At 69.0% G+C, this 23,756-nt stretch carries 14 protein-coding genes and 2 pseudogenes; 10 read left to right on the top strand and 6 right to left on the bottom strand.

The annotated features are described in order from the left end of the window. On the bottom strand, nucleotides 1–188 hold a 188-nt coding region (locus DPV74_RS30890), incomplete at its 3' end, for a hypothetical protein (protein ID WP_205571957.1). A 271-nt stretch (nucleotides 189–459) separates the two neighbouring features. Here DPV74_RS30890 and DPV74_RS30885 point away from each other — a divergent pair. From DPV74_RS30885 to DPV74_RS30865, 5 genes are all read left to right on the top strand, one after another. Further along, nucleotides 460–1,494: a rod shape-determining protein gene (locus DPV74_RS30885; RefSeq protein ID WP_027789592.1), complete on the top strand. Its 1,035-nt coding sequence runs from the start codon at nucleotides 460–462 to the stop codon at nucleotides 1,492–1,494. 266 nt (nucleotides 1,495–1,760) lie between these two features. Continuing rightward, nucleotides 1,761–2,450 (top strand): YdcF family protein, encoded by a 690-nt coding sequence (locus tag DPV74_RS30880; RefSeq protein ID WP_027789591.1) that lies wholly within the window; start codon nucleotides 1,761–1,763, stop codon nucleotides 2,448–2,450. 551 nt (nucleotides 2,451–3,001) lie between these two features. Beyond that, complete coding sequence (locus DPV74_RS30875; RefSeq protein ID WP_119338562.1) at nucleotides 3,002–11,608, top strand: autotransporter-associated beta strand repeat-containing protein; 8,607 nt, start codon at nucleotides 3,002–3,004, stop codon at nucleotides 11,606–11,608. A gap of 158 nt (nucleotides 11,609–11,766) precedes the next feature. Beyond that, nucleotides 11,767–13,989 carry an amylo-alpha-1,6-glucosidase gene (locus DPV74_RS30870; RefSeq protein WP_119338561.1) on the top strand — a complete coding sequence of 741 codons (2,223 nt, stop codon included), beginning with the start codon at nucleotides 11,767–11,769 and terminating at the stop codon, nucleotides 13,987–13,989. Between the two features lie 96 nt (nucleotides 13,990–14,085). Beyond that, nucleotides 14,086–14,337, top strand: coding sequence for a hypothetical protein (locus tag DPV74_RS30865; RefSeq protein ID WP_006482135.1), 252 nt, complete (start codon nucleotides 14,086–14,088; stop codon nucleotides 14,335–14,337). 498 nt (nucleotides 14,338–14,835) lie between these two features. On the opposite strand, the gene penR is transcribed toward DPV74_RS30865, so the two are convergent. After that, complete coding sequence (penR, locus tag DPV74_RS30860; protein ID WP_021158802.1) at nucleotides 14,836–15,726, bottom strand: beta-lactamase transcriptional regulator PenR; 891 nt, start codon at nucleotides 15,724–15,726, stop codon at nucleotides 14,836–14,838. 128 nt (nucleotides 15,727–15,854) lie between these two features. On the opposite strand from penR, the gene blaPEN-bcc reads away from it, so the two are divergent. After that, nucleotides 15,855–16,781: a PEN family class A beta-lactamase, Bcc-type gene (blaPEN-bcc, locus tag DPV74_RS30855; protein WP_119338560.1), complete on the top strand. Its 927-nt coding sequence runs from the start codon at nucleotides 15,855–15,857 to the stop codon at nucleotides 16,779–16,781. 479 nt (nucleotides 16,782–17,260) lie between these two features. Here the strand turns inward: blaPEN-bcc and DPV74_RS30850 are convergent, their stop codons facing one another. The 4 genes and pseudogenes from DPV74_RS30850 to DPV74_RS30835 all read right to left on the bottom strand — a co-directional run bounded on the left by DPV74_RS30850 (nucleotide 17,261) and on the right by DPV74_RS30835 (nucleotide 20,618). Beyond that, complete coding sequence (locus DPV74_RS30850; protein WP_027789587.1) at nucleotides 17,261–17,461, bottom strand: membrane protein; 201 nt, start codon at nucleotides 17,459–17,461, stop codon at nucleotides 17,261–17,263. A 570-nt stretch (nucleotides 17,462–18,031) separates the two neighbouring features. Beyond that, a pseudogene (locus tag DPV74_RS30845) lies at nucleotides 18,032–18,175 on the bottom strand (antibiotic biosynthesis monooxygenase); the annotation flags it as partial. Between the two features lie 407 nt (nucleotides 18,176–18,582). Then, nucleotides 18,583–19,959 (bottom strand): ATP-binding protein, encoded by a 1,377-nt coding sequence (locus DPV74_RS30840; RefSeq protein WP_027789586.1) that lies wholly within the window; start codon nucleotides 19,957–19,959, stop codon nucleotides 18,583–18,585. Then, nucleotides 19,956–20,618 carry a response regulator gene (locus DPV74_RS30835; RefSeq protein WP_060173342.1) on the bottom strand — a complete coding sequence of 221 codons (663 nt, stop codon included), beginning with the start codon at nucleotides 20,616–20,618 and terminating at the stop codon, nucleotides 19,956–19,958. The genes DPV74_RS30840 and DPV74_RS30835 overlap by 4 nt, the downstream gene beginning before the upstream one ends. A 229-nt stretch (nucleotides 20,619–20,847) precedes the next feature. Here DPV74_RS30835 and DPV74_RS30830 point away from each other — a divergent pair, with 229 nt between their 5' ends. From DPV74_RS30830 to DPV74_RS30815, 4 genes and pseudogenes are all read left to right on the top strand, one after another. Continuing rightward, nucleotides 20,848–21,201 (top strand): YgiW/YdeI family stress tolerance OB fold protein, encoded by a 354-nt coding sequence (locus DPV74_RS30830; protein ID WP_119338558.1) that lies wholly within the window; start codon nucleotides 20,848–20,850, stop codon nucleotides 21,199–21,201. 63 nt (nucleotides 21,202–21,264) lie between these two features. Next, nucleotides 21,265–22,125 (top strand): MurR/RpiR family transcriptional regulator, encoded by an 861-nt coding sequence (locus DPV74_RS30825; protein WP_006485686.1) that lies wholly within the window; start codon nucleotides 21,265–21,267, stop codon nucleotides 22,123–22,125. A 54-nt stretch (nucleotides 22,126–22,179) separates the two neighbouring features. Then, a complete protein-coding gene (locus DPV74_RS30820) occupies nucleotides 22,180–22,605 on the top strand; it encodes an N-acetyltransferase (protein ID WP_119338557.1) in 426 nt (141 codons plus the stop codon). A gap of 189 nt (nucleotides 22,606–22,794) precedes the next feature. After that, nucleotides 22,795–23,756, top strand: a pseudogene (locus DPV74_RS30815) (hypothetical protein); the annotation flags it as partial.

The following is a 23,756-nucleotide window of genomic DNA, read 5'->3' as shown; positions in this document are numbered from 1 at the left end:
CCGTCGGCGTCGCAGGTGTGTCCGGATGCGGCGGGCGTGGCAGCCGGCGCGCTGGCGGCGGTGGCCTGGGCGGCGGCGGATTCGGGGGCCGGCAGCGGTTGCGCGGCGACCGTGCAGCACCAGAAGGCGACGAGCGTCGTGCAAAGCGGGCGCACCCGCGCCCAGCGGAAGGAAACGGTCGCTGTCATGGTGGAAATACCTGGCGTGATCGGGCGTCTGAGGCCTGCCGGGAGCAGGCAAGACCGAGAGATTACCGTGTTTTACAGACGCAATGCGAGAGGCTGTGGCGTAGCCGGATGTGTCCGGAACGGCACATTTGACAATTGCGTCGCGAAAAAATCATCGGAATTGCCTAAAGTATCGGAACGATTTGCCGCTAAGTCCGTGATGGAGCGGCATGGCCGCGCCACGGAAATGCGGCGCGGCTGCCCCGCGTCCGTTCGATTACAAAGGTTTGATATGTCGACACCGCTGTTCGGAAAGTTGTTTGCGCAACCCGTTGCGATCGACCCTGGAACGGCAAGTACGCGGATTTATACGCACGAACGCGGCGTGGTGCTGAACCAGCCGTCGGTCGTCTGCTTCCGCAAGGCCGGTGCGACCGACGCACGGCCGACGCTCGAGGCCGTCGGCGAGCTCGCGAAGGCGCTGCTCGGCCGCGAACCGGGGCATCTCGAAGCCGTGCGGCCGATGCGGCACGGCGTGATCGCCGACGCGCACGCGGCCGAGCAGATGATCCGCAGCTTCATCGACATGTCGCGCACGCGGTCGCGTTTCGGCCGCCGCGTCGAGGTCACGCTGTGCGTGCCGTCCGATGCGACGGCCGTCGAGCGCCGCGCGCTTCGCGAGGCCGCGTTCGCGGCAGGTGTATCGGAGGTCGAACTGATCGAGGAATCGCTGGCGGCCGGGCTCGGCGCGGGCCTGCCGGTGACCGAGCCGGTCGGCTCGATGGTCGTCGACATCGGCGGCGGGACGACGGAAGTCGCGGTGATCGCGCTCGGCGGCATCGTCTATCGCGAGGCGATCCGCGTCGGCGGCAACCAGTTCGACGCGGCGATCGTCAATCATGTCCGCAACCTGTATGGCGTGCTGCTCGGCGAGCAGACGGCCGAGCACGTGAAGCAGTCGATCGGCTCGGCCACCAGCGCGGTGCCGCGCAGGTCGACGCGCGCGGTCGGGCGCAGCGTCGGCGACGGCCTGCCGCGCTCGATCGAGCTGTCCAACCACGACGTGGCGGACGCGCTGGTCGCGCCGCTCAAGCAGGTGATCGGCGCGGTGAAGTCGGTGCTGGAGAATGCGCCGGCCGAGCTCGTGACCGATATCGCGAATCGCGGCGTGGTGCTGACGGGCGGCGGCGCGCTGCTCGCGGATCTCGAGCGCCTGCTGTACGACGAGACAGGCCTCGTCGCCCGGATCGCCGACGAGCCGGCCACTTGCGCGGTGCGCGGCGCCGGCGAGGCGATGGGGCGGCTCGCGATGTGCCCGGTCGACTGATTCGGGCCGGGCCGGGCATCGCGGCACGGTCATTCACATTCTTTCCATCTCCGTAAATCTCCGCAGGTTTTCTCTTTCCAATTGCCTGCCCGCTTCGCCGGGCACGCTGCTCCGGCCGACTTGCCGGAAGGCCGTCCATCGTCCGGCATCGGTTCGCCGCGTGGACACCCGAACGCGCACCGTGCTAGCGTTACGCGCCCGCGCGGGGCCGGGCAAGCCGAAATGCCCGGCGAGCCTGAGCCCGACGACCTGAGAGACCGAAAACCTTGAAAAACCGCACCAAACGGGGCTTCTTCGCCCGAACGGGCCGCCTGCTGGCCATCGTTGCCTGCCTGTGGATCGTCGCAGCCGTTGCGCTCGTCGCGCACGGGCTGCGGATGCCGAGCGAGCCGGCCGATGTTGCCGTGATCTTCGGCAATGCGCTCGACGCGACCGGCGCGCCGAAGCCCGTACTCGCCGCCAGGCTCGATGTCGGCGTGCGCTGCTACCGCACGGGGCAGTGCCCGGCGTTCCTGGTCAGCGGCGCGATCGACGGCCCCGGGCTGAACGAGGCGACCGCGATGCGCGACTATCTGGTGGCGCGCGGCGTGCCGGCCGACCGGATCGCGGTGGACGACCAGGGCGACAACACGCTCGCGACGGCGCAGCACACGCTCGCTTACCTGCAGGCGCACCGTGTGTCGCGCGTGCTGATCGTCAGCCAGTTCTATCACCTCGCGCGGGCGCGCCTCGCGTTCGAGCGTGTCGGCATCGCGCGGGCGAACATCTCCGCCGCGTATCCGGCCCGTTTCCAGTTGCGCGACATCTATTCGAGCTGGCGCGAAGTGCCGGCCTACGCGGTGTATGCGGTGCGGTTGTGGGTGAACCCCGATGCACGGCCCGTCTCGTTCCGGCCGATGCTTTATCTGATACGGCTGTTTTCGTCACGCGGTGCGGGTCTTCCGGTCGACGCGTGACGAACATCGACGTAACCCTGGAAGTGCCGGACGTTTCGTCTGATGAATGGCGGCGGGTGGATTATCGTGCATCGATCCTTTCCGGGCATGTAGATATTGCATTGCAAAAAAATCTGGCCGCGATAATCGCGTGGATATCGGTGTTTTCACGGATGCGTCATTTTCGCTGCTGTAAATAAATATCCAGGAAATTGGCAAAAGGAATACGGATTTACCTGTAAGACGCGTTCCGATAAGTAAAAAATGCGCGCCCGCCGGACCTCGATCAAATGGGGAAAAGATCGACTGGAAAAGCCTGTTTTTTTGATATAGCCTTGTCTGACAAAAGCAGGGCGGTGATCAAATCAACCAGAAAATCGCTGCAGAAAAACAGGGGCCATCGACATGTCATTCGGCTAGTTTCACGCCTGCCTTCCCGGGCCAATTAAAGATTCGTCCATGAATTAACCGACGTCGCATCGCGACAGCCGGGGCGGACGCTTTTGTCCGCGATTTTATGCTGGCGGCCGTTCGATTTCACGGTAATACCAATTCCAATAACGAGGGAAAGCATGAATCTTGCGCGTTCGAAAAAAGCCGGCGAACCGTTTCCGAGATTGCTGTTGCCGACGGGCGTTTTCCTGGCGTTGTCCGGCGCCGGTATCGTGCCCGCCCAGGCGACCTGCAGCACGGCAGGCACGACGGTAACCTGCTCCGGGGTCGCCAACCCGCTTGCGCCGAGCTATGCGAACAGCGCGAACAACATCCACGCCACCGTCAATCCCGGTGCGAGCGTCGGCGTGCTGCTCGGCGTCGGCGGCACCGCGATGTCGCTGACCGGCAACAACACCATACTGACCAACAACGGCACGATCGACCCGTCCGCGCTCGGTTCCGGGCTCGGCGTGCTGTCGAGCGGTGCGGTGATCGGCAATGCATCGGCGAGCCTCGGCACCAGCGTCACCAACAACGGCACGATGAACGGCACGACCGGCGTGGCGATCAGCGGCGTGACGGGCATGGCGCTGTCGGTCCAGAACGGCACGGGCGGTACGTCGACGATCAACAACACCGGCACGATCGGCTCGAACCCGCTGGTCGGCGCAACCCTCGTCGGCGCGGACGCGCCCGTGGTGGCCGCGTACGGCGGCGCCACGGTCAACATGACGAATAGCGGGACGATCAACGGTCGCGTGTCGCTCGGCTCGAACGGCACGCCCGGCCAGGGCAATACGTTTACCAACTCGGGCACGATCAACGGCGGCGTGTCGATGGGCGCGAACAGCACCAACACGTTCAATGCCGTGACGGGTTCGTCGGTCAATACGGCGGGCGGCACCGGCGGCGGGTTCAACATCACGATCGGCCCGAACACGATCAACGTGGCGGCGACGGGCACGGTCGACGGCGGCGCGGGCGGCGACAACACGCTCAACCTGAAGCAGGGCACCAGCGCGAACGGCACGATCGCGGTCAACAACTACGTCAACTTCAATCACGTCGACGTCCAGGCCGGCAACTGGACGATCAACGGCGCGTCGACCGCGCAGGACACGACGCTGTCGGGCGGCGTCGCGATCATCGGCAACAACGCGTCGCTCGGCACCGGTAACGTCACGGCCAACGGCGGCGCGCTGCAGGCGGGTACCGCCGGGCTCAACGTCGGCAACACCGTGACGCTCGGCGCGGGCGGGCTGACGGTGCAGGGCGCGACCGGGCTCACGCTGTCGGGCGCGGTGACGGGCGGCGGCGCGCTGACGAAGAACGACGGCGGCACGCTGACGTTGACCGGTGCGAACAGCTATACGGGCGGCACGAACCTGAACGGCGGCGGCATCGTCGTCGGCAACAACGGGGCGCTCGGCAGCGGTGCGCTGAACGTCAACGGCCCGGCCTCGCTCGACTCGAGTACGAACACGACGCTCGCCAACAACGTCAATCTCGCCAACGGCACCACGCTGACGGTCGGCGGCAGCAACAATCTCGGGCTGGCCGGCACCATCAACGGCAACGGCAGCATCGTGAAGAACGGCGCGGCGACGCTGACGCTGACGGGCGCGAACACCTACACCGGCGACACGACGATCAACAGCGGCACGCTCGCGGTGGGCGCGGGCGGCAGTCTGGCCTCGACCGGCACCGTGAACCTGACCGGCGCCGGCGCGACGTTCGACGTGGGCGGCGCATCGGGCACGCAGGCGATCGGCGCGCTGGCGGGCTCGGCCGGTACCAGCGTGAACCTCGGCGGCAATTCGCTGACGCTGAACGGCACCGTCAATGCGACGTACGCCGGCTCGATCGGCGGCGCGGGCGGCATCACGCTCTCCGGCAGCGGCACGCAAACGCTCACGGGCACGAACGTGTACACGGGCGGCACGAACCTGAACGGCGGCAACCTCGCGGTCGGCAGCAATACGGCGCTCGGCATCGGCGCGGTGAACGTCAACGGCTCGTCGTCGCTCGACGCGATCGCCAACGTATCGCTCGCGAACAATGTCAACGTCGCCACCGGCACGACGCTCACGCTCGTCGGCAGCGCCGATGTCGGCCTGAGCGGCACGGTCTCGGGCGGCGGCGGTCTCGTGAAGAACGGCGCGGCGACCGTGACGCTGTCCGGCGCGAACAACTACGCCGGCGGCACGACGCTGAATGCCGGCGGCCTGGTGCTCGGCAACAACTCGGCACTCGGCACGGGCGCGTTGACCGTCGGCGGCGCGGCGACGCTCGATACGAGCGCGAACCTGTCGGTCAACAACGCCGTCAACCTCGCCAACAGTTCGACGCTGACACTGGGCGGCAGCCATGCGCTCACGCTGAGCGGCGGCATTACGGGCGCGGGCGCCCTCGTGAAGGACGGCGCGGCGACCACGACGTTGACGGCCGCGAACACCTACACGGGCGGCACGACGATCAACGCGGGCACGCTGGCGATCAGCGGCGGCGGCAGCCTGGCGTCGACCGGCGCGGTGAACCTGGCCGGCGCGGGTGCGGCGCTCGACCTGAGCGGCGCGACCGGGGCCCAGTCGATCGGCGCGCTGTCGGGCGTGGCCGGGACGAACGTCACGATGGGCAACGGCGGGCTGACGCTCGGCGGAACCGCCAGCGGCACCTTCAGCGGCGCGATCGGCGGCGCCGGCAGCCTGACGCTGGCCGGCACCGGCACGCAGACGCTGAACGGCGCGAGCACCTACTCGGGCGGCACGAACCTGAACGGCGGCAGCAGTGTCGTGCTCGGCAACAATGCGGCGCTCGGCACGGGCACGCTGAACGTCGCAGGCGCGGCGACGCTCGACACGAACACGAGCCTGTCGGTCAACAACGCGGTCGATCTTGGCAACGGTTCGACGCTGACGCTCGGCGGCAGCAACGCGCTCACGCTGAACGGCGGCATTGCCGGCGCGGGCGGTCTCGTGAAGAACGGTGCGGCGACCACGACGCTGACGGGGACGAACACCTACACCGGCGGCACGACGATCAACGCCGGCACGCTCGCGGTGGGCGCGGGCGGCAGCCTGGCGGCGACCGGTGCGGTGAACCTGGCCAACGCGGGCGCGGCGCTCGACCTGAGCGGCGCGACGAGCGCGCAGACGATCGGCGCGCTGTCGGGGGTGGCCGGGACGAACGTCAACATGGGCGGCAACGGGCTGACGCTGGGCGGGACGGCCAGCGGCACCTTCAGCGGCGTGATCGGCGGCACGGGCAGCCTGACGCTGGCCGGCACCGGCACGCAGACGCTGACGGGCGCGAACGCCTATACGGGCGGCACGAACCTGAACAGCGGCGGCCTCGTGCTCGGCAACGGCGGGGCGCTCGGTTCCGGCGCGCTGAACGTCGGCGGCGCGGCGACGCTCGACACGACCACGAGCCTGTCGGTCAACAACGCGGTCAATCTTGGCAACGGTTCGACGCTGACGCTCGGCGGCAGCAACGCGCTCACGCTGAACGGCGGCATCGCCGGCGCGGGCGGTCTCGTGAAGGACGGCGCGGCGACCACGACGCTGACGGCCGCGAACACCTACACGGGCGGCACGACGATCAACGCCGGCACGCTGGCGCTCGGTGCCGGCGGCAGCCTCGCGGCGACGGGCGCGGTGAACGTGGCCGGCGTGGGGGCGACGTTCGACGTGAGCGGCGCGACGGGCGCGCAGACGATCGGCGCACTGAGCGGCGTGGCCGGCTCGGCCGTGAACCTCGGCGCGAACGGCCTGACGCTGAGCGGGACCGCCAGCGGCAATTTCGGCGGCACGATCGGCGGCACCGGCGGCCTGACCGTGGCCGGCACGGGCACGCAAACGCTGTCCGGCACGAACACCTACACGGGCGGCACGACGATCAACGCCGGCAGCACGCTGGCGCTCGGCGCGAACGGCAGCCTGGCGTCGACCGGTACGGTGGACCTCGCCGGTACGGGCGCGACGTTCAACCTGAGCGGCGCGTCGGGTGCGCAGACAATCGGCGCGCTGACCGGTGTGGCCAGCACGAACGTGAACCTCGGCGCGAACGGGCTGACGCTGAGCGGCAACGGCAACCACGCGTTCGGCGGGACCATCGGCGGCACGGGCAGCGTGACGTTCGCGGGTGCCGGCACGCAAACGCTGACGGGTGCGAATACCTACACGGGCGGCACGACGATCAACGGCGGCAGCACACTCGCGCTGGGTGCGAACGGCAGCCTGGCGTCGAGCGGTGCCGTGAATCTTGCCGGCGCAGGCGCGACGTTCGACCTGAGCGGCGCGTCGGGTGCGCAAACGATCGGCGCGTTGAACGGCGCGGCGAATACGAACGTCGATCTTGGCGCGAACGGGCTGACGCTGAGCGGGACGGCCAGCGGCACGTTCGGCGGCGTGATCGGCGGCACGGGCAGCGTGACGTACGCGGGCACGGGCACGCAAACGCTGACCGGCGCGAACACCTACACCGGTGGCACGACGATCGACGCCGGCAGCACACTCGCGCTGGGTGCGAACGGCAGCCTGGCCTCGGGCGGTGCCGTGAACCTTGCCGGCGCAGGCGCGACGTTCAACCTGAGCGGCGCGTCGGGTGCGCAAACGATCGGCGCGTTGAACGGCGCGGCGAATACGAACGTGGATCTTGGCGCGAACGGGCTGACGCTGAGCGGCACGGCCAGTGGCACCTTCGGCGGCGTGATCGGCGGCACGGGCGGCGTGACGTACGCGGGCACCGGCACGCAGACGCTGACCGGCGCGAACACCTACACCGGCGGCACGACGATCAACGGCGGCAGCACGCTTGCGCTCGGCGCGAACGGCAGCCTGGCGTCGGGCGGTGCCGTGAACCTTGCCGGCGCAGGCGCGACGTTCAACCTGAGCGGCGCATCGGGCTCGCAAACGATCGGCGCGTTGAACGGCGCGGCGAATACGAACGTGGATCTTGGCGCGAACGGGCTGACGCTGAGCGGGACGGCCAGCGGCACGTTCGGCGGCGTGATCGGCGGCACGGGCAGCGTGACGTACGCGGGCACGGGCACGCAAACGCTGACCGGCGCGAACACCTACACCGGTGGCACGACGATCAACGGCGGCAGCACGCTGGCGCTCGGCGCGAACGGCAGCCTGGCGTCGGGCGGTGCCGTGAACCTTGCCGGCGCAGGCGCGACGTTCAACCTGAGCGGCGCATCGGGCTCTCAAACGATCGGCGCGTTGAACGGCGCGGCGAATACGAACGTGGATCTTGGCGCGAACGGGCTGACGCTGAGCGGCACGGCCAGCGGCACGTTCGGCGGCGTGATCGGCGGCACGGGCAGCGTGACGTACGCGGGTACCGGCACGCAAACGCTGACCGGCGCGAATACGTACACGGGCGGCACGACGATCAACGGCGGCAGCACACTCGCGCTGGGTGCGAACGGCAGCCTGGCCTCGGGCAGCGCGGTGAACCTCGCCGGCACGGGCGCGACGCTCAACCTCGGCGGCGCATCGGGCGCGCAGACGCTCGGCGTGCTGACCGGAGGTACCGGCACGAACGTGAACCTCGGCGCGAATACGCTGACGCTGAACGGCAGCGGCAACAACACGTTCGGCGGCGCGATCGGCGGCACGGGCAGCGTGACGTTCGCGGGCGCCGGCACGCAGACGCTGACCGGCGTGAACACGTACACGGGCGGCACGACGATCAACGGCGGCAGCACGCTGGCGCTCGGCGCGGGCGGCAGCCTGGCTTCGGGCAGCGCGGTGAATCTCGCCGGCACGGGTGCGACGTTCGACGTGAGCGGCGCATCGGGCGCACAGACGTTTGGTGCGCTGAGCGGCGCGACCGGCACGAACGTGAACCTCGGCGGCAACGCACTGACGTTGAACGGAAGCGGCGGGACATTCGGCGGGGCGATCGGCGGCACGGGCAGCGTGACGTTCGCGGGTGCCGGCACGCAGACGCTGACCGGCGCGAATACGTACACGGGCGGCACGACGATCAACGGTGGCAGCACGCTGGCGCTGGATGCGGGCGGCAGCCTCGCGTCGGGTAGCGCGGTAAACCTCGCCGGCACGGGCGCGACGCTCAACCTCGGCGGCGCGACGGGCGCACAGACGCTCGGCGTGCTGACCGGCGGTACCGGCACGAACGTGAACCTCGGCGCGAATGGCCTGACGCTGAACGGCAGCGGCAACAACACGTTCGGCGGTGCGATCGGCGGCACGGGCAACGTGACGTTCGCGGGCGCCGGCACGCAGACGCTGACCGGCGCGAATACCTACACGGGCGGCACGACGATCAACGGCGGCAGCACGCTGGCGCTGGGTGCGGGCGGCAGCCTGGCTTCGGGCAGTGCGGTGAATCTCGCGGGCACGGGTGCGACGTTCGACGTAAGCGCCGCGACGGGCGCACAGACGATCGGTGCGCTGGCCGGCGCGGCCGGCACGAACGTGAACCTCGGCACGAATGCGCTGACGCTGAACGGCAGCGGCAACAACACGTTCGGCGGCACGATCGGCGGCACGGGCGGCGTGACGGTTGCCGGTAGCGGCACGCAGACGCTGACGGGCGCGAACACCTACACGGGCGGCACGACGATCAACGGCGGCAGCACGCTGGCGCTGGGTGCGGGCGGCAGCCTCGCGTCGGCGGGCGCGGTGAATCTCGCGGGCACGGGGGCGACGTTCGACGTAAGCGCCGCGACGGGCGCGCAGACGATCGGCACGTTGAACGGTGCGACCGGCGCGACGATCAATCTCGGCGCCAATGCGCTAACGTTGAACGGCAGCGGCAACGGCACGTTCGGCGGGACGATCGGCGGAGCGGGCGGCGTGACGATCGCCGGCACCGGTGTGCAGACGCTGACGGGCGCGAACACCTACACGGGCGGCACCACGATCGCGGCCGGCGGCACGCTGCAACTCGGCAACGGCGGCACGTCGGGCAGCATCGCCGGCAATGTCGTCGACAACGGCGCGCTGATCGTCAATCAAGCCGGCAACGTCACGATTGCGAGCGTGCTGTCCGGTGCGGGCTCGCTGACGCAGGCCGGCAGCGGGCAACTGACGTTGACGGGCACCAGCACCTTGAGCGGGCCGACCACGGTCAGCGCGGGCACGCTCGCCGTCAACGGGTCGCTCGGCCAGTCGACCGTCACCGTGCAGAACGGCGCGACGGTCACGGGCACCGGCACGATCGGCGGCCTCGTGGTGCAGGGCGGCGCGACGGCGGCCGCGTCGCAGCCGGGCGCGGCGCTGAACGTGGGCGGCAACGTCACGTTCCAGCCGGGCTCGACGTTCCAGGTCGCGGCTTCGCCGCAGCAAAGCGGCAGCCTCGCGGCAGGCGGCACGGCGACGCTGAACGGCGGCACCGTGCAGGTGCTCGCGAACCAGAGCGGCTACCAGCCGAGCACGACCTACACGATCGTGACCGCGGCATCGGGCGTGCAGGGCGCGTTCAGCCAGGTGAATGCGAACTATGCGTTCCTGATGCCGACGCTCAGCTACGACCCGAATCACGTGTACCTGCGACTGGTCCAGAACGGCACGTCGCTGCCCGACGTCGCGACGACGCCCAACCAGCGCGCGGTCGCGGCCGCGCTCGGCGGGCTCGGCGCCGGCAATCCGCTGTACGACGCAGTCCTGACGACCGACGTGCCGACCGCACGCCGCGCATACGGGCTGCTCGACGGCGAACTGCAGGCGAGCCTGAAGAGCATGCTGCTGCTCGACAGCCGCTACGTGCGCGACGCGGTGACCGATCGCGTCCGCCAGGGCCTCGCGCCCGGATCGGGCCCGCTCGCCGCGCTGTCGTCGGGCGGCGCCGCGCTGTGCGGCGACAACACGGCCGGCGCGGTCGACGCGACGCTGCCGCCGGAACGCCGGATCGGTTCGCGCGAGGGCTGCTACGGCGGCACGCCTTATCAACCGGTGGTCTGGGGGCAGGCGTTCGGCGGCCGCAGCCGGCTCACCGGCGACGGCAACGCGTCGACGATCAACCGCAGCATGACGGGCTTCATCGCCGGTGCCGACATGGCGCTCAACGACAAGTGGCGTGCGGGTCTGGCCGCGGGCGTCACGCACAGCTCGCTCGACAACGCCCAGAGTTCGTCGGCGTCGGTGAACAGCTACTACCTGTCGCTGTACGGCGGCGCGCAGTACGGTGCGCTCGGCGTGCGCGGCGGCGCGTCGTACACGTGGTACCGGATCAACAGCGACCGCAATCCGGGCTTCGCGGGCTTCTCCGATCACGATTCGGCCGGCTACGACGCGAATTCGGCGCAGGTGTTCGGCGAAGTCGGCTACGCGCTGCCGGTCGGGCCCGTGGCGATCGAACCGTTCGCGGGCCTCGCGTATGTGAACCTGCATACCGACGGTTATACGGAAACGGGTGGCGCGGCCGCACTGCGCGCCGGCGGCGAGACGACCCACGTCGGCTTCTCGACGCTCGGCTTGCGCGCGGCGTCGCAGCTCGGCTCGATCGGGAGCGGCACGTTCACCGCGCGCGGGACGGTCGGCTGGCGGCACGCGTTCGGCAACGTGCGGCCGTCGTCGGCGTTCACGTTCGCGAACGGCGGCACGTCGTTCCAGGTGTCGGGCGTGCCGATTGCCCGCGACAGTGCCGTGCTCGAGGCCGGCATCGACGCGAACATCACGAAGCGCCTGACGCTCGGCCTCACGTACAGCGGCCAGTACGGCAGCGGCGTGCGCGACAACGCCATCCTCGGCAACATACTGTGGAAATTCTGATCCGCATTTGAAGTGCCTGTAAGCGACGCCAGGCGGCGACGGTAACGTCGCCGCCTGGCGTCGCGCTCTTTGCGTCGCTGCGCACGTTCCCCGTTCTGTCCTATCCTGTGCGAACCACGCGGCGCGCCACGCGCGTCGCGCTCGACACAGGAGCATCGATGCCGAATCACGCCGAAGCCACGACGACCCAGGCGCCGCAGGTTGCGCCAACTGCCCCGACCCCCGCGTCGGGCCCCGCATTCATCGCACCCGAAGCCGATCCGCAGGCACTGGCGCGCAACAACCAGTACGTGCTGAAATCCGGCAACGCGTTCGTGGTCAGCGACGCGCTCGGCGACATCGGCGGTCATGACGACGGCCTGTTCGTCGACGACATGCGCGTGCTGTCGAAGTGGCGCTTGACGTTCGGCGGCCGCGCGCCGTCGCTGCTGTCGGGCGCGACGAGCGCCGACAACGCGTCGTTCACCGCCCACCTGACGAACCGCCCGCTGCCGCCGCTCGGCGGCCACGAAACGCCCGAGGGCGTGATCCACATCGAGCGGATACGCGTGCTCGCAGGCGACGTGCTTTACGAAGCGCTGACGCTGACGAACTACGGCTCGAGCGAGGCCGAGGTGCCGCTGTCGCTGTCGTTCGCGGCCGATTTCAAGGACATGTTCGAGGTGCGCGGCACGCAGCGCCCGAAGCGCGGCACCGTGGTGGCGCCGCGCGTCGACGCGGGCGCGGTGCGGCTGCGCTACGACGGCCTCGACAGCGTCGAGCGCAACGTGACCGTGCATTTCTCGCCGGCGCCCGACGCGCTGTCGGTCGATCGTGCCGACTACACGCTGACGATCGCCGCGCAGGCATGCGTGTCGATCTACCTGACCGTCGATGCGACGCTCGGCCCGGTGCATGAAGAAGGGCCGGGATGCGGCCGCGTTGCGCTGCGCACCGCGCTCGTCGGCGTGCACCGCGAAATGCGCGCGCGGCGCGAATCGATGGCGCGCGTGAACACCGGCAATCCGCTGTTCGACGCGTGGCTCGACCGTTCGCTCGCGGATCTCGGGCTGCTCACGACGCAGCTCGACACGGGGCCGTACCCGTATGCGGGCATTCCGTGGTTCTCGACGCCGTTCGGCCGCGACGCGGTCATCACGTCGTTGCAGATGCTCTGGCTGCAGCCGTCGCTCGCGCGCGGCGTGCTGCGGTTCCTGGCCGAGCACCAGGCGCGCGAGACTTCCGCGTTCCGCGATGCGGAGCCCGGCAAGATCATGCACGAGTTCCGCCGCAGCGAGATGGCCGCGACGGGCGAGGTGCCGTTCGCGCTGTACTACGGCGGTGTCGATACGACGCCGCTGTTCATCGTGCTCGCGGGCGCGTATGTCGAACGCACCGGCGACGATGCGCTGATCGACGAACTGTGGCCCGCGCTCGAGCGCGCCGCGCAATGGGTGATCGACAAGTGCGACCGCAATCCTTACGGACTGCTCGATTACCAGCGCACGTCGGAGCGCGGCCTCGCGAACCAGGGCTGGAAGGACAGCCACGATTCGGTGTTCCATGCGGATGGCCGCTTTCCGGACGGGCCGATCGCGCTCGTCGAAGTGCAGGCGTATGCATGCGCGGCGCTCGATGCGATGTCGATGTGCTCGTACCGGCGCGGCCACGCGGCCGACGCCACGCGTTATGCGTTGCGTGCGAAGGCGCTGCGCGAGCAGGTCGACGCGCTGTTCTGGATGCCGGAAGGCGATTTCTACGGCATCGCGCTCGACGGTCATGGCGACCTGTGCCGCGTGTTCGCATCGAACGCGGGCCACCTGCTCGCGTTCGGGCTGCCCGACGCCGAGCGCGGCGCGGCGGTTGCCGGCGTGCTCGGCTCGGCGCTGTTCCAGACCGGCTGGGGCATCCGCACGCTGGCCGCCGGCCAGCCGCGCTTCAACCCGATGGCGTATCACAACGGCTCGGTGTGGCCGCACGACAATGCGCTGATCGCGCGCGGCCTCGCGCGCTACGGCGACAAGACGGCCGCCGTGAACCTGCTGCGCGCGCTGTTCGAGGCGGCGGTGAGTTTCGAGATGCGCCTGCCCGAGCTGTTCTGCGGGTTTCCGCGCCGGCGCGGCGAACCGCCGACTGCGTATCCGGTGGCCTGCCTGCCGCAAGCGTGGGCGGCGGGCGCGCCGTTCATGATGCTGCAGGCCTGCCTCGGCGTGAGCATCGACGCGTCGCGTCACGAGGTGCGCGTCGAGCGCCCGATGCTGCCGGAAGGCGTCGACTGGCTGCGGATCGACGCGTTGCGCGTCGGTGACGAAACCGTGTCGCTCACGTTCCGCCGCGTCGACGGCCAGGTCGTCGCGTCGGCGGAGCAGCCGGGCCGCGTGAAGGTGGTCGCGGTGCTGTAGCGCGGTGCCGCGCGAACGTTGCGCGATGTCGCGCCACGTTCGCGCGACGCGGCATAGAATCGTGACATGACCCTTGAACAATGGCGGAGGTAGACGATGACGACCGACAACCGGCCCGACGACGGCGAGCACAAGCTCGAGAATCTGGAAGCGGCGGTCGACCACCTGCACAAGTCGATCGAATCGCAGAGCATCGCGGTCGGCGCGGCGAAAGGCATTCTGTTCAGCCTGATCGAAACGCTCGGCGCGCTGATCGGCGATCCCGACCTGCCCGAGCATGCGCGCTCGGGTTACGAGGCGCTGCGCGACAAGGCGAGCGAACTGCGCGGCGGGCTTGACCGGCATTGATGCGCGGCTGGCGCCGGCGTTGGCCGAAAGGGCTGCGCCGGCGCTGCCCGATTCTGCAGACGAAGCACAAAACCCCGTGCGCTCAATGAGTTAGGTGGCCGATGCGCAGGATATCCACAAGCTTGCCAACACAATCTGTGGAGAACCGTCCGGCCCCGGGCCGGAGGTGCGGCGCGTGCCGTGCGAAAGCGCGTGCGGTGCCACACGGTTGACCGCGCAAGGTCCTTGTATCGAATCCCCTTTTGCATCAGCGTGTTACGCGCCGCATCGGCGGGATATCCACAGGCTTGCCAACATATTCTGTGGATAACTCGCAATCGATTGCGTCGCGACAGTTGACGATCGGGCCTCCGAGAGGCCCGCTCGCGAAGCCCGTGCACACGGGCTGCCCGATGTCTGCGTCCGCACGCTAATTCGTGCGCGATCAACGGCTTAGGCCCCGGGTACCCAGGATATCCACATCCTTGCCAACACTTTCTGTGGACAAGCGGGGCCGTGTCATTCGGCCTGCGCCGCGGCGGCTGCTTCGGCCACGATCCAGTCGCGAAAGAGCGTCATTGCCGGCGTGAGCGGCTTCGACTTCAGCGAGGTGAGCCAGTAGCCGCCGGCGCGCACGTCGACGTCGAACGGCCGTGCGAGCAGGCCGAGCTGCAGTTCGCGTACGAACATGCATGCCGGCGCGAGCGCGACGCCCGCGCCCTGCATCGCGGCCTCGACCATCAGCCGCGACGAATCGAACACGGGCCCGTTGACCGCCCATGGCGCGAGCTGCGCGGCGTCGAACCAGCCGAGCCATTCGTCGGTGCGGTACGAGCGCAGCAGCGTTTCGTTCGCGAGATCGGCCGGTTGCGCGAGGCGTCGCGCGATGTCCGGCGCGCACAGCGCGGTGAGCGGCGCGTCGAGCAGGTGCTCGTTGCGCGTCGCCGGCCAGCTGCCTTCCCCGAAGCGGATCGCGAAGTCGAGACCCTCGGCGGCGAGATCGACGACGTTGTTGTTGGTCCGCAGCCGCAGCTCGACGAACGGGTGCGTATCGCCGAACTGCTTCAACCGTGGCATTAGCCAGCCTATGGCAAAGGTGCCGACGACGCCGAGCGACAGCACCTCGTGGAAGCGCCCGCCGTCGAACTGCTTGAGCACCGTCTCGATGCGGCTGAACGCGTCGCTCAGCACGGGCAGCAGCGCGCGCCCCTCGTCGGTGAGCCCGAGGCCGCGCGGCAGCCGCGTGAACAGCGTGCAGCCGAGCCGCTCCTCGAGCGAACGCACCTGCTGGCTGACCGCGGCCTGGGTCACGCTCAGCTCGAGGCCGGCGCGCGTGAAGTTCAGGTGGCGCGCCGACGATTCGAACGCGCGAAGGGCATTGAGCGGAAGATGAGGGCGGAGCTTGGTCATAAGATTTTCTTTTGTCAGCGCTCAATTATCGTTGCTTGTCAGGCAACCGTAAAGTCACGATAGTGCTGTCTCGGCGGCCGGCCGTTTTCACTATCGATTCGCCTCCATTCCATCACGAGACAACCGACATGACCTACTCATCGAAACGTCGAACCCTGTTGCTGGCCGCTGCGACGGCGCCGCTCGTTCTCACCGCCACCGCGTGCGCGTCGCGGCAGGCTGCCGCGACGGACGAGGCAAGCGCCGCGGCCGCGGCCGTGGCGCCTGCCGCCGCCGGGCAGATGCTGGCCGAGCTCGAAAGCAGCGTGGGCGGTCGCCTCGGCGTGTGCGCAATCGACACGGCGAGCGGCCGGGTCATCGAGCATCGCGCGGACGAACGCTTCCCGTTCTGCAGCACGTTCAAGGCGATGCTGAGTGCGGCGGTGCTTGCGCAGAGCGTCGCGCGGCCGGCGTTGCTGCAACAGCGCGTGACGTATACCCGCGCCGATCTCGTCAACTATTCGCCGGTGTCGGAGAAGCATGTCGGCGAGGGCATGACGGTCGCCGCGCTGTGCGAGGCCGCGATCCAGTACAGCGACAACTCGGCCGCGAACCTGCTGATGAAGCTGCTCGGCGGCCCGTCGGCGGTGACGGCCTACGCGCGCTCGATCGGCGACGACACGTTCAGGCTTGACCGATGGGAGACCGAACTGAATACCGCGCTGCCGGGCGACCTGCGCGACACGACGACACCGGCCGCGATGGCCGCGAGCATGCGCGTGCTGATGGTCGGCGATGCGCTGCCGGCCGCGCAGCGCGCGCAGCTCGTTGCGTGGATGCGTGGCAACAAGGTGGGCGACAAGCGGCTCCGCGCGGGCGTGCCGGCCGGGTGGACGGTCGGTGACAAGACGGGCACCGGCGACTACGGGACGACCAACGACGCGGGTGTCGTATGGTCGCCGTCGCGTGCGCCGATCGCGGTGGCCGTGTACTACACGCAGGCGCGTGCCGATGCGCGCTCGAAGGACGACGTGATCGCGTCGGTCGCGCGCATCGTGGTTCAGGCCTTCGGTTGACGCGGGCGGTGCGGTGCGCGTGACGCGATGCGCAGGCGGGCCGTGCCGCAGCCGTGACCTGCGCGATCAAACGTTGTGCGATCAACGACTTAGGTCACGCATGCTCAGGATATCCACATGCTTGCCAACAAAAATTGTGGACAAGCCCGTGCGCGGCCGCGCACGGCGTGGCGCGGGCCACCGTGCCGCATTTGAGGCGGCGCGGACAAAGCCTTTCGGATCAAGCGCTTGGTCGCGGTATGCGCAGGCTATCCACACGCTTGCCAACACAATCTGTGGACAAGCCGGTTCGCCCGCGCGGAGGGCGGCCCGTCACGTGGCGCGACGACGTGCGAGCGGCACTTTGCCGGCCGCGTGCCGCATTTGAGGCGGCGCGGACAAAGTCTTTCGGATCAAGCGCTTGGTCGCGGTATGCGCAGGCTATCCACATGCTTGCCAACACAATCTGTGGACAAGCCCGGCAGCCGCGCGGGCGACGGTCAGGGCTGCCGATCGTCGACCGTGGGCCAGCGCACGAACGCGAACACCCACAACATGACGAAGTTCAGGATCGGGACGAACATCGTCAGGATCCACCAGCCCGAATGCCCGGTGCGCCGGACGATGCGGACGTACGGATAAACGACGACGGCGACGAGCACGAGTGAGACGACCAGCTGCCACGCGGTGAAGTGTTCCATGGCCTTCCTCGGAGTGAAGTGTCGGGCGGAACGGCCGGCCCGTCGAGCCGTCGCGCGAAGCCGGCGATGCACGGCCGCGTGCGGCTCGCGTGATCTTGACGCGTGGCGGGCGCGAGAGTCAAGGCGAGGGCGGTGCACGGCGGCGGCGCGTCTGTCGCGCGGGGCGTGCGCATTCACGCATGTCCGGGCCACACGCTGCCGCAACCGTGACGCGGCGCATGAACCGTAAGCCGATCAACGGGTTAGCGCACGCGTGCGCAGGATATCCACAAGCTTGCCAACAAAATCTGTGGGTAAGTGGCGCAGCGCATGGCCGGCACGTGTGCGCCGGCTGCGACGTGCATCGTCGTGGCGTCGTGATGCGAAGTGCGGCGAAGCGGTGGCCGAGGTAGCCGTCACCGGGGCCGCGTCTGCATCACGCGTGCCAAAGTCCATCGGATCAAGGGTTTAGCGTTGCGGTGCGCAGGATATCCACAAGCTTGCCAACATTTTCTGTGGAGAAGTCCGGGTGCGCGCGCGACGCGCGGGACACCCGCGAATGCCACGTGTTGCCGCGATGCGTGCGGGCGCTCACGCAGTGCAGATGCCGGCCACGCCGACTTTCTGGAACAGGTGCGGGCTCGCGACGGCGGACGACGGACAGGCCGACAGCCTGACGGCGAACCCGGGATGCGTGAAGGCCGCGCGAAACACTGCGATCGATTCGCGGATCGCGCAGTACGGCCGGCTCCATTACATGGGCGAACACGTCGGCGCCTCATCCATCCGGCGGTACCGTCGTCGTGCACGAAGAGGGCCGAACCCGACCCAAGCCGGACGGCTGTCAGAAAGGCCTTCTGTATTGCTACGGATCGAAGCACGCAAGCATCCTCGAAATCTCGACCGCCCTGCGAGTCGAACGGATCGTCGTCGGGAATTGAGACGAAGGAGGGGCGGCGCATGACGCGTGGTCGAGGCTACGGTGGCGGCGTGGATGTGCCTGTTCACGACCGCATGGCGCATTTGCCGCGCATCTCCGACAAACCCTTTCCGATCAATGGCTTGGTGTCGTTAATGGAAGGTTGTCCACACGCTTGCCAACACAATCTGTGGAAAAGCCGCGCGTCGCACGTGGCGCGGCGTCAGGCCGGCAGCGGAAAGCGCACCGTGACGGTCAGCCCGCGCCCGCCGCGTGTCGTGCCGAGTGCGACCGTCGCGCGATGCTGTTCGGCGATCCGCTTGACGATCGACAGCCCGAGCCCGCTGCCCGACGACGTGACGGCCTGCGCGCCCTCGCCGCGATAGAAACGCTCCCACACGTCGGTGCGTTCGGCTTCCGGGATCCCGGGGCCGTCGTCGGCGACTTCGAGCACGGGCGTCGTGCCGTCGAGCCGCGCGGACACGTCGACACGTGCGCCGTCACCCGCATAGCGGATCGCGTTGTCGACGAGGTTGTTCAGCAGCACGCGCAGCGTGTCGGCATTGCCCGACGTCATCACGGGCGTCGACACGATCGCGCCGAGATCGATCCGGTGCGCGTCGGCGACGCGCGTGCGGTCCGATACCACCGATCGGCACAGCGCGGCGAGATCGACGGGCGCCGACGCTGAGGCGGCCGCCTGCGCATCGGGTTCGAGGCGCGCGAGCGTCAGCAGCTGTTCGGCGAGGTGGCCGAGCCGCGTCGTGCCGGCATGGATCTGCGCAAGGATGTGCTCGCGTTCCTCGGCGGTCGACGCGCGCCGCAGCAACTGCGACTGGATCGACAACCCCATGATCGGCGTGCGCAATTCGTGCGCGGCATCGGCGATGAAGTGCCGCTGCAGCGTGAACGAACGGTCCAGGCGCGCGAGCAGGTCGTTGATCGCTTCGGCGAGCGGACGGACTTCGTTCGGCATCGCGCCGACGTCGACCGGCTCGAGATTGTTCGCATTCCTGCGTTTGAGGCCGGATGCGATCGTGCGCAGCGGCCGCAACCCCGCGCCGATGCCGAACCACAGGCCGATCGCGAGCAGCGGCAGCATCGAGAACACGGGCCACAGCAGGTGCACGGCGATGCCCGCGATCGCTTCCCAGCGCGCATGGCGTGCCTGCGCGAGCCGGATCGTCGTGCCGCCGCGTTCGGTCACGTAGGTGCGCCACGGCTGGCCGCCGACGTCGACGCTCGCGATGCCTTTCTGCTCGGGCGGCGGCAGCGTCGAATCGCGGTCGGTCGAATACACGAGCTTGCCGTTGCGCCAGACCTGCAGCAGCACGGCGTCGGGATCGCTCGCCTCGAAACCGTGCTTGCCGTTGGCGCGGTTGCTGAACGACAGCTCGCCGTTCGGGCCGACGACGATCTGCTTCGACATGCTGCGCATCTGGTCGTCGAGCAGGTCGTCGAGCTCGCGCAGCGCGCCCCAGTAGGTGCCGGCACTCGCGACGAGGCCGATCACGCACGCGGCCGGGAGCAGCCACGTCAGCAGGCGCCGCCGCAGCGACGCGTTGCGCCAGCGCGCGATCGCGTGTTGCATGCGCGTCATGCGCCGTCACCGATCCGGTAGCCGACGCCACGCACCGTGCGGATCATGTCGTGGCCGAGCTTCTTGCGCAGGTTGTGGATGTGCACCTGCACGGCGTTGCTCTCGATTTCCTCGCCCCAGCTGTACAGCCGCTCCTCGAACTGCTCGCGCGAAATCACCGCGCCCGGGTCGCGCATCAGCTCGTGCAGCAGCACGAACTCCTTCGGCGACAGCGTGACTTCGTCGTCGCCGAGCCAGACGAGGTGCTTGACGGGGTCGAGCCGCAGCGGGCCGATCGTGAGGGTCGTCTGCGCGCGGCCTGCGTGGCGGCGGTTGACCGCGCGGATGCGGGCGAGCAGTTCGTCGAGTTCGAACGGCTTGACGAGATAATCGTCCGCGCCGCTGTCGAGGCCCGCGATGCGGTCGGGCACGCCGTCGCGCGCGGTGATGATGATCGCGGGCAGGTTTTCGTCGCGGCGGCGCAGCGCGGCGAGCACCGACAGGCCGTCGCGGTTCGGCAGCCCGAGATCGAGCAGCAGCAGGCCGTAGCCGGTCGCGCGCAACGCGAGCGACGCGGCGTCGCCGTCTTTCACCCAGTCGACCGCGAAGCCTTCCTGTTTGAGGCCCTGTTCGAGCCCGCTGCCGATCAGCGGATCGTCCTCGACGAGCAGTACGCGCATGGATTCGTGTCTCTTCAACGGGGCGCCATGGCGCCCGGGGTTCCCATGATAAGCGCGCGGGCCTTAGCGGGAGCTTAAACACGGGCGCGCGGCCGGCTTGCGCGCGTGCCCGGTGCGGCACCGTGCCGCTGCGGCGCGACCTTCAGGTTTGCTTAATCTTACGGTCCGTAATCTGAGGCTGTCGCGTTCAACGGAGCGCGGCGTCACATCGAAGAAGAGGACCGAGATCATGAAACACCTGACGAGAATCCTGGCGGTTGCGCTCGCCGTGCTGCCCGCCGCCGCTTATGCGGAATATACCGGGCCGTCCACGCTGACCACGACGACCGTGAAGGAACTGCTCGCGAACGGCAAGGACGACCAGCACGTGCAGTTGCAGGGGCGCATCGTCAAGCATGTCGGCGGCGAGGATTACGAATTCGCCGATGCGACGGGCACGATCCGCGTCGAGATCGACCACAAGCTGTGGGCGGCCGGCCAGCCCGTCAGCGACCGGAACGAAGTGAAGGTGACCGGCGAATTCGAGCGCAAATGGTCGGGCAGCGTGAAGGTCGACGCCGATCACGTCGAAGTGCTGCGCTGACCGGCGCACCGGTGTATACGGGGCCGGTGATACCATGGACGACCGGTTCCCGCTCACACCAAGATGGCCGCCAATTTCGACGAACTCGCGTCCCGGATCCGGGCGCAATTTTCCGAGCTGAGCCCGCAATTCCAGGCGGGCGCGGCCTTCCTGCTCGATCATCCCGACGAAGTCGCCACGTCGTCGATGCGCAAGGTCGCACAGCGCGCGCAGGTGCAGCCCGCGTCGCTCGTGCGGCTCGCGCAGCAATTCGGCTTCCCCGGCTGGAACGAGCTGCGCGACCTGTGTGTCGCGCGCGTGCGCACGCGCCCCGAGCCGCTCACGCAGCGGGCGCGCTCGCTCGTGCGGCCCGATGCGAAGGCGTCGCTCGCGCACGACCTGCTCGCCGCGCAACAACACAACCTGTCGGCCACCGCCGCGCAGAACGAGCACGCGCTCGCCGATGCCGCGAAACTCATCCGCAAGGCGTCGCACGTGCACGTCGCGGGGTTTCGCTCGTGTTACCCGGTTGCATTCGGCTTCGTGTACGGCTACCGGCTGTTCCGCCCGACCGTGTCGCTGCTCAACGGCGTCGCCGGGTCGCTCGAAATGGAGCTGCGGACGATCGCGAAGCAGAGCGTGACCGTCATCGTCAGCTTCGCGCCGTATTCGGCGGAAGCGACACGCGTCGCGCAGGCCGCGAAGGCGCAGGGCAGCCGGATCGTCGCGATCACCGACAGCGCGGTGTCGCCGATCGCACTGCACGCGGACGCACAACTGATCTTCACGCACGACAGCCCGTCGTTCTTCCCGTCGCTGGTGGCCGCGCACGCGATGGCCGAAGCGCTGGTCGCGCAGTTGCTGGCGCTCGAAGGCAGCGATGCGATCGCCGCGCTCGAGCGCACGGAAGCGGAGCTGCATGCGAAGGGCGCTTACGTCGTCTGACGCGGTGCGTGCGGGTTCAACCTTCCTCATTTCCGATTCAACCGGACTCGACCGATGACGTTCACATACGAGGTGACCGACGCGGGCGACGTGAACGTTCGCAAGCAGATCGTCGCGCCGCTCGTCCGATTCAACGAAAGCCAGGCGGGCCCGAACGACTTCCGTGCGCTGGCCGTGGTCGTGACCGACGCCGAAGGCACGGTGGTCGGTGGCTTGTGGGGCAGCACGGCGTACGGCTGGCTGCATGTCGACCTGCTCGTGGTGCCCGAGGCCGCGCGAGGCCGGGGTGCGGGCACGCGCATCATGGATCTGGCCGAGGCGGAAGCCGTCGCGCGCGGATGCCACGGTGTGTGGCTCGACACGTTCGACTTCCAGGCGCGGCCGTTCTACGAGAAACGCGGCTATGTCCGCTTCGGCGAACTGCCGGATTATCCGGCCGGGCACACGCGCATTTTCCTGACGAAGCGGCTTGCGGGCTGAGCGTCGCCGCATGGAGCGGCCCGGTTGACGCGGTCGCCGGCCGTCGCCTAGGATAGCGGCCAGCGATGCAGGTCGCTTCCGGGTCCGCGGAAAGGGTTGAACCCACCTGTCGCAGCAAATCCAGTCTTCCTCCTGTCCTTTGTGCTGGCGGTATTGCGGACCTTCGGCCATGACTGCACGAGGATTCGCATGAAAAAGCTGCCTCCCGGGGCCAATCCCGATCATCTGAAAAAGCAGGCCAAGGCATTGTTGCGCCTGTACCGGCAGGGCGACGCCGACGCCGTCGCGCGTTTTGTCCGCTTTCTCCCTGCCGCCGCCAACCGCACGCACGACGAAGCGCTCGCGCTCGGGCTCCGGCTGCACGATGCGCAGTCGTGCATTGCGCGCGAGTACGGTTTCGCGTCATGGGCCGATCTCGGCGCGTTCGTCGAAACGCATGCGCTCGCCGGGCAGCAGCGGTCGGCGTTGATCCGGCGCTGGCTCGACCTGGCGTACGGCGCCGACGTGACGGGCGGTTTCGACGCGGCCCGGCCGCGTGTCGCCGCGCAACTGCTGCTCGACCGGCCCGATCTCGTTGCAAGCGATCCGACCGTCGCGTGCGCGTCCGGCGACCTCGATGGCGTGAAGGCGGCGCTGGCCGCCGATCCCGGATGGATCGCGCGCGCCGGCGGCGTGCTGAAGCTGCCGCCGCTCGTTGCCGTCACGCATTCGCGGCTCGGGCAGATTCCCGGGTTCGCTGTCCGGCTGCGCGCCTGCGCGCGTCATCTGCTCGATGCCGGCGCCGATCCGAACCAGCGGATCGGCAACCGGTTTCCGCCGGCGTCGCTCGCGGCGCCCGACGAAGCGGGGCCGCTGTCGGCGCTGTACGGTGCCGCGGGCGTCAATCGCGATCCGGTTCTGACCGCGATGCTGCTGGAAGCCGGCGCCGACCCGAACGACGGCGAATCGCTCTATCACTCGGTGGAAAATCCGGCCTGTACGCGCCTGCTGCTCGAACACGGCGCGCGGGTGGGCGGGACCAATGCGTTGCGTCGCGCATTCGACATGCGCGATGCGGACGCGCTCGAACTGCTGCTCGCGCATGGCGGCGACCCGAACGAGCCGCCCGGCGAGGGGCTGGCGCAGACCTGGGGCGCACCGTTGTTGCGGGC

The sequence above is a fragment of the Burkholderia sp. HAN2018 genome (assembly GCF_024704855.1).
In the GTDB taxonomy this organism is placed as follows: domain Bacteria; phylum Pseudomonadota; class Gammaproteobacteria; order Burkholderiales; family Burkholderiaceae; genus Burkholderia; species Burkholderia cepacia.
Note: the sequence above shows the minus strand (reverse complement) of the source record. Positions and strands in the feature narration are given on the sequence as shown.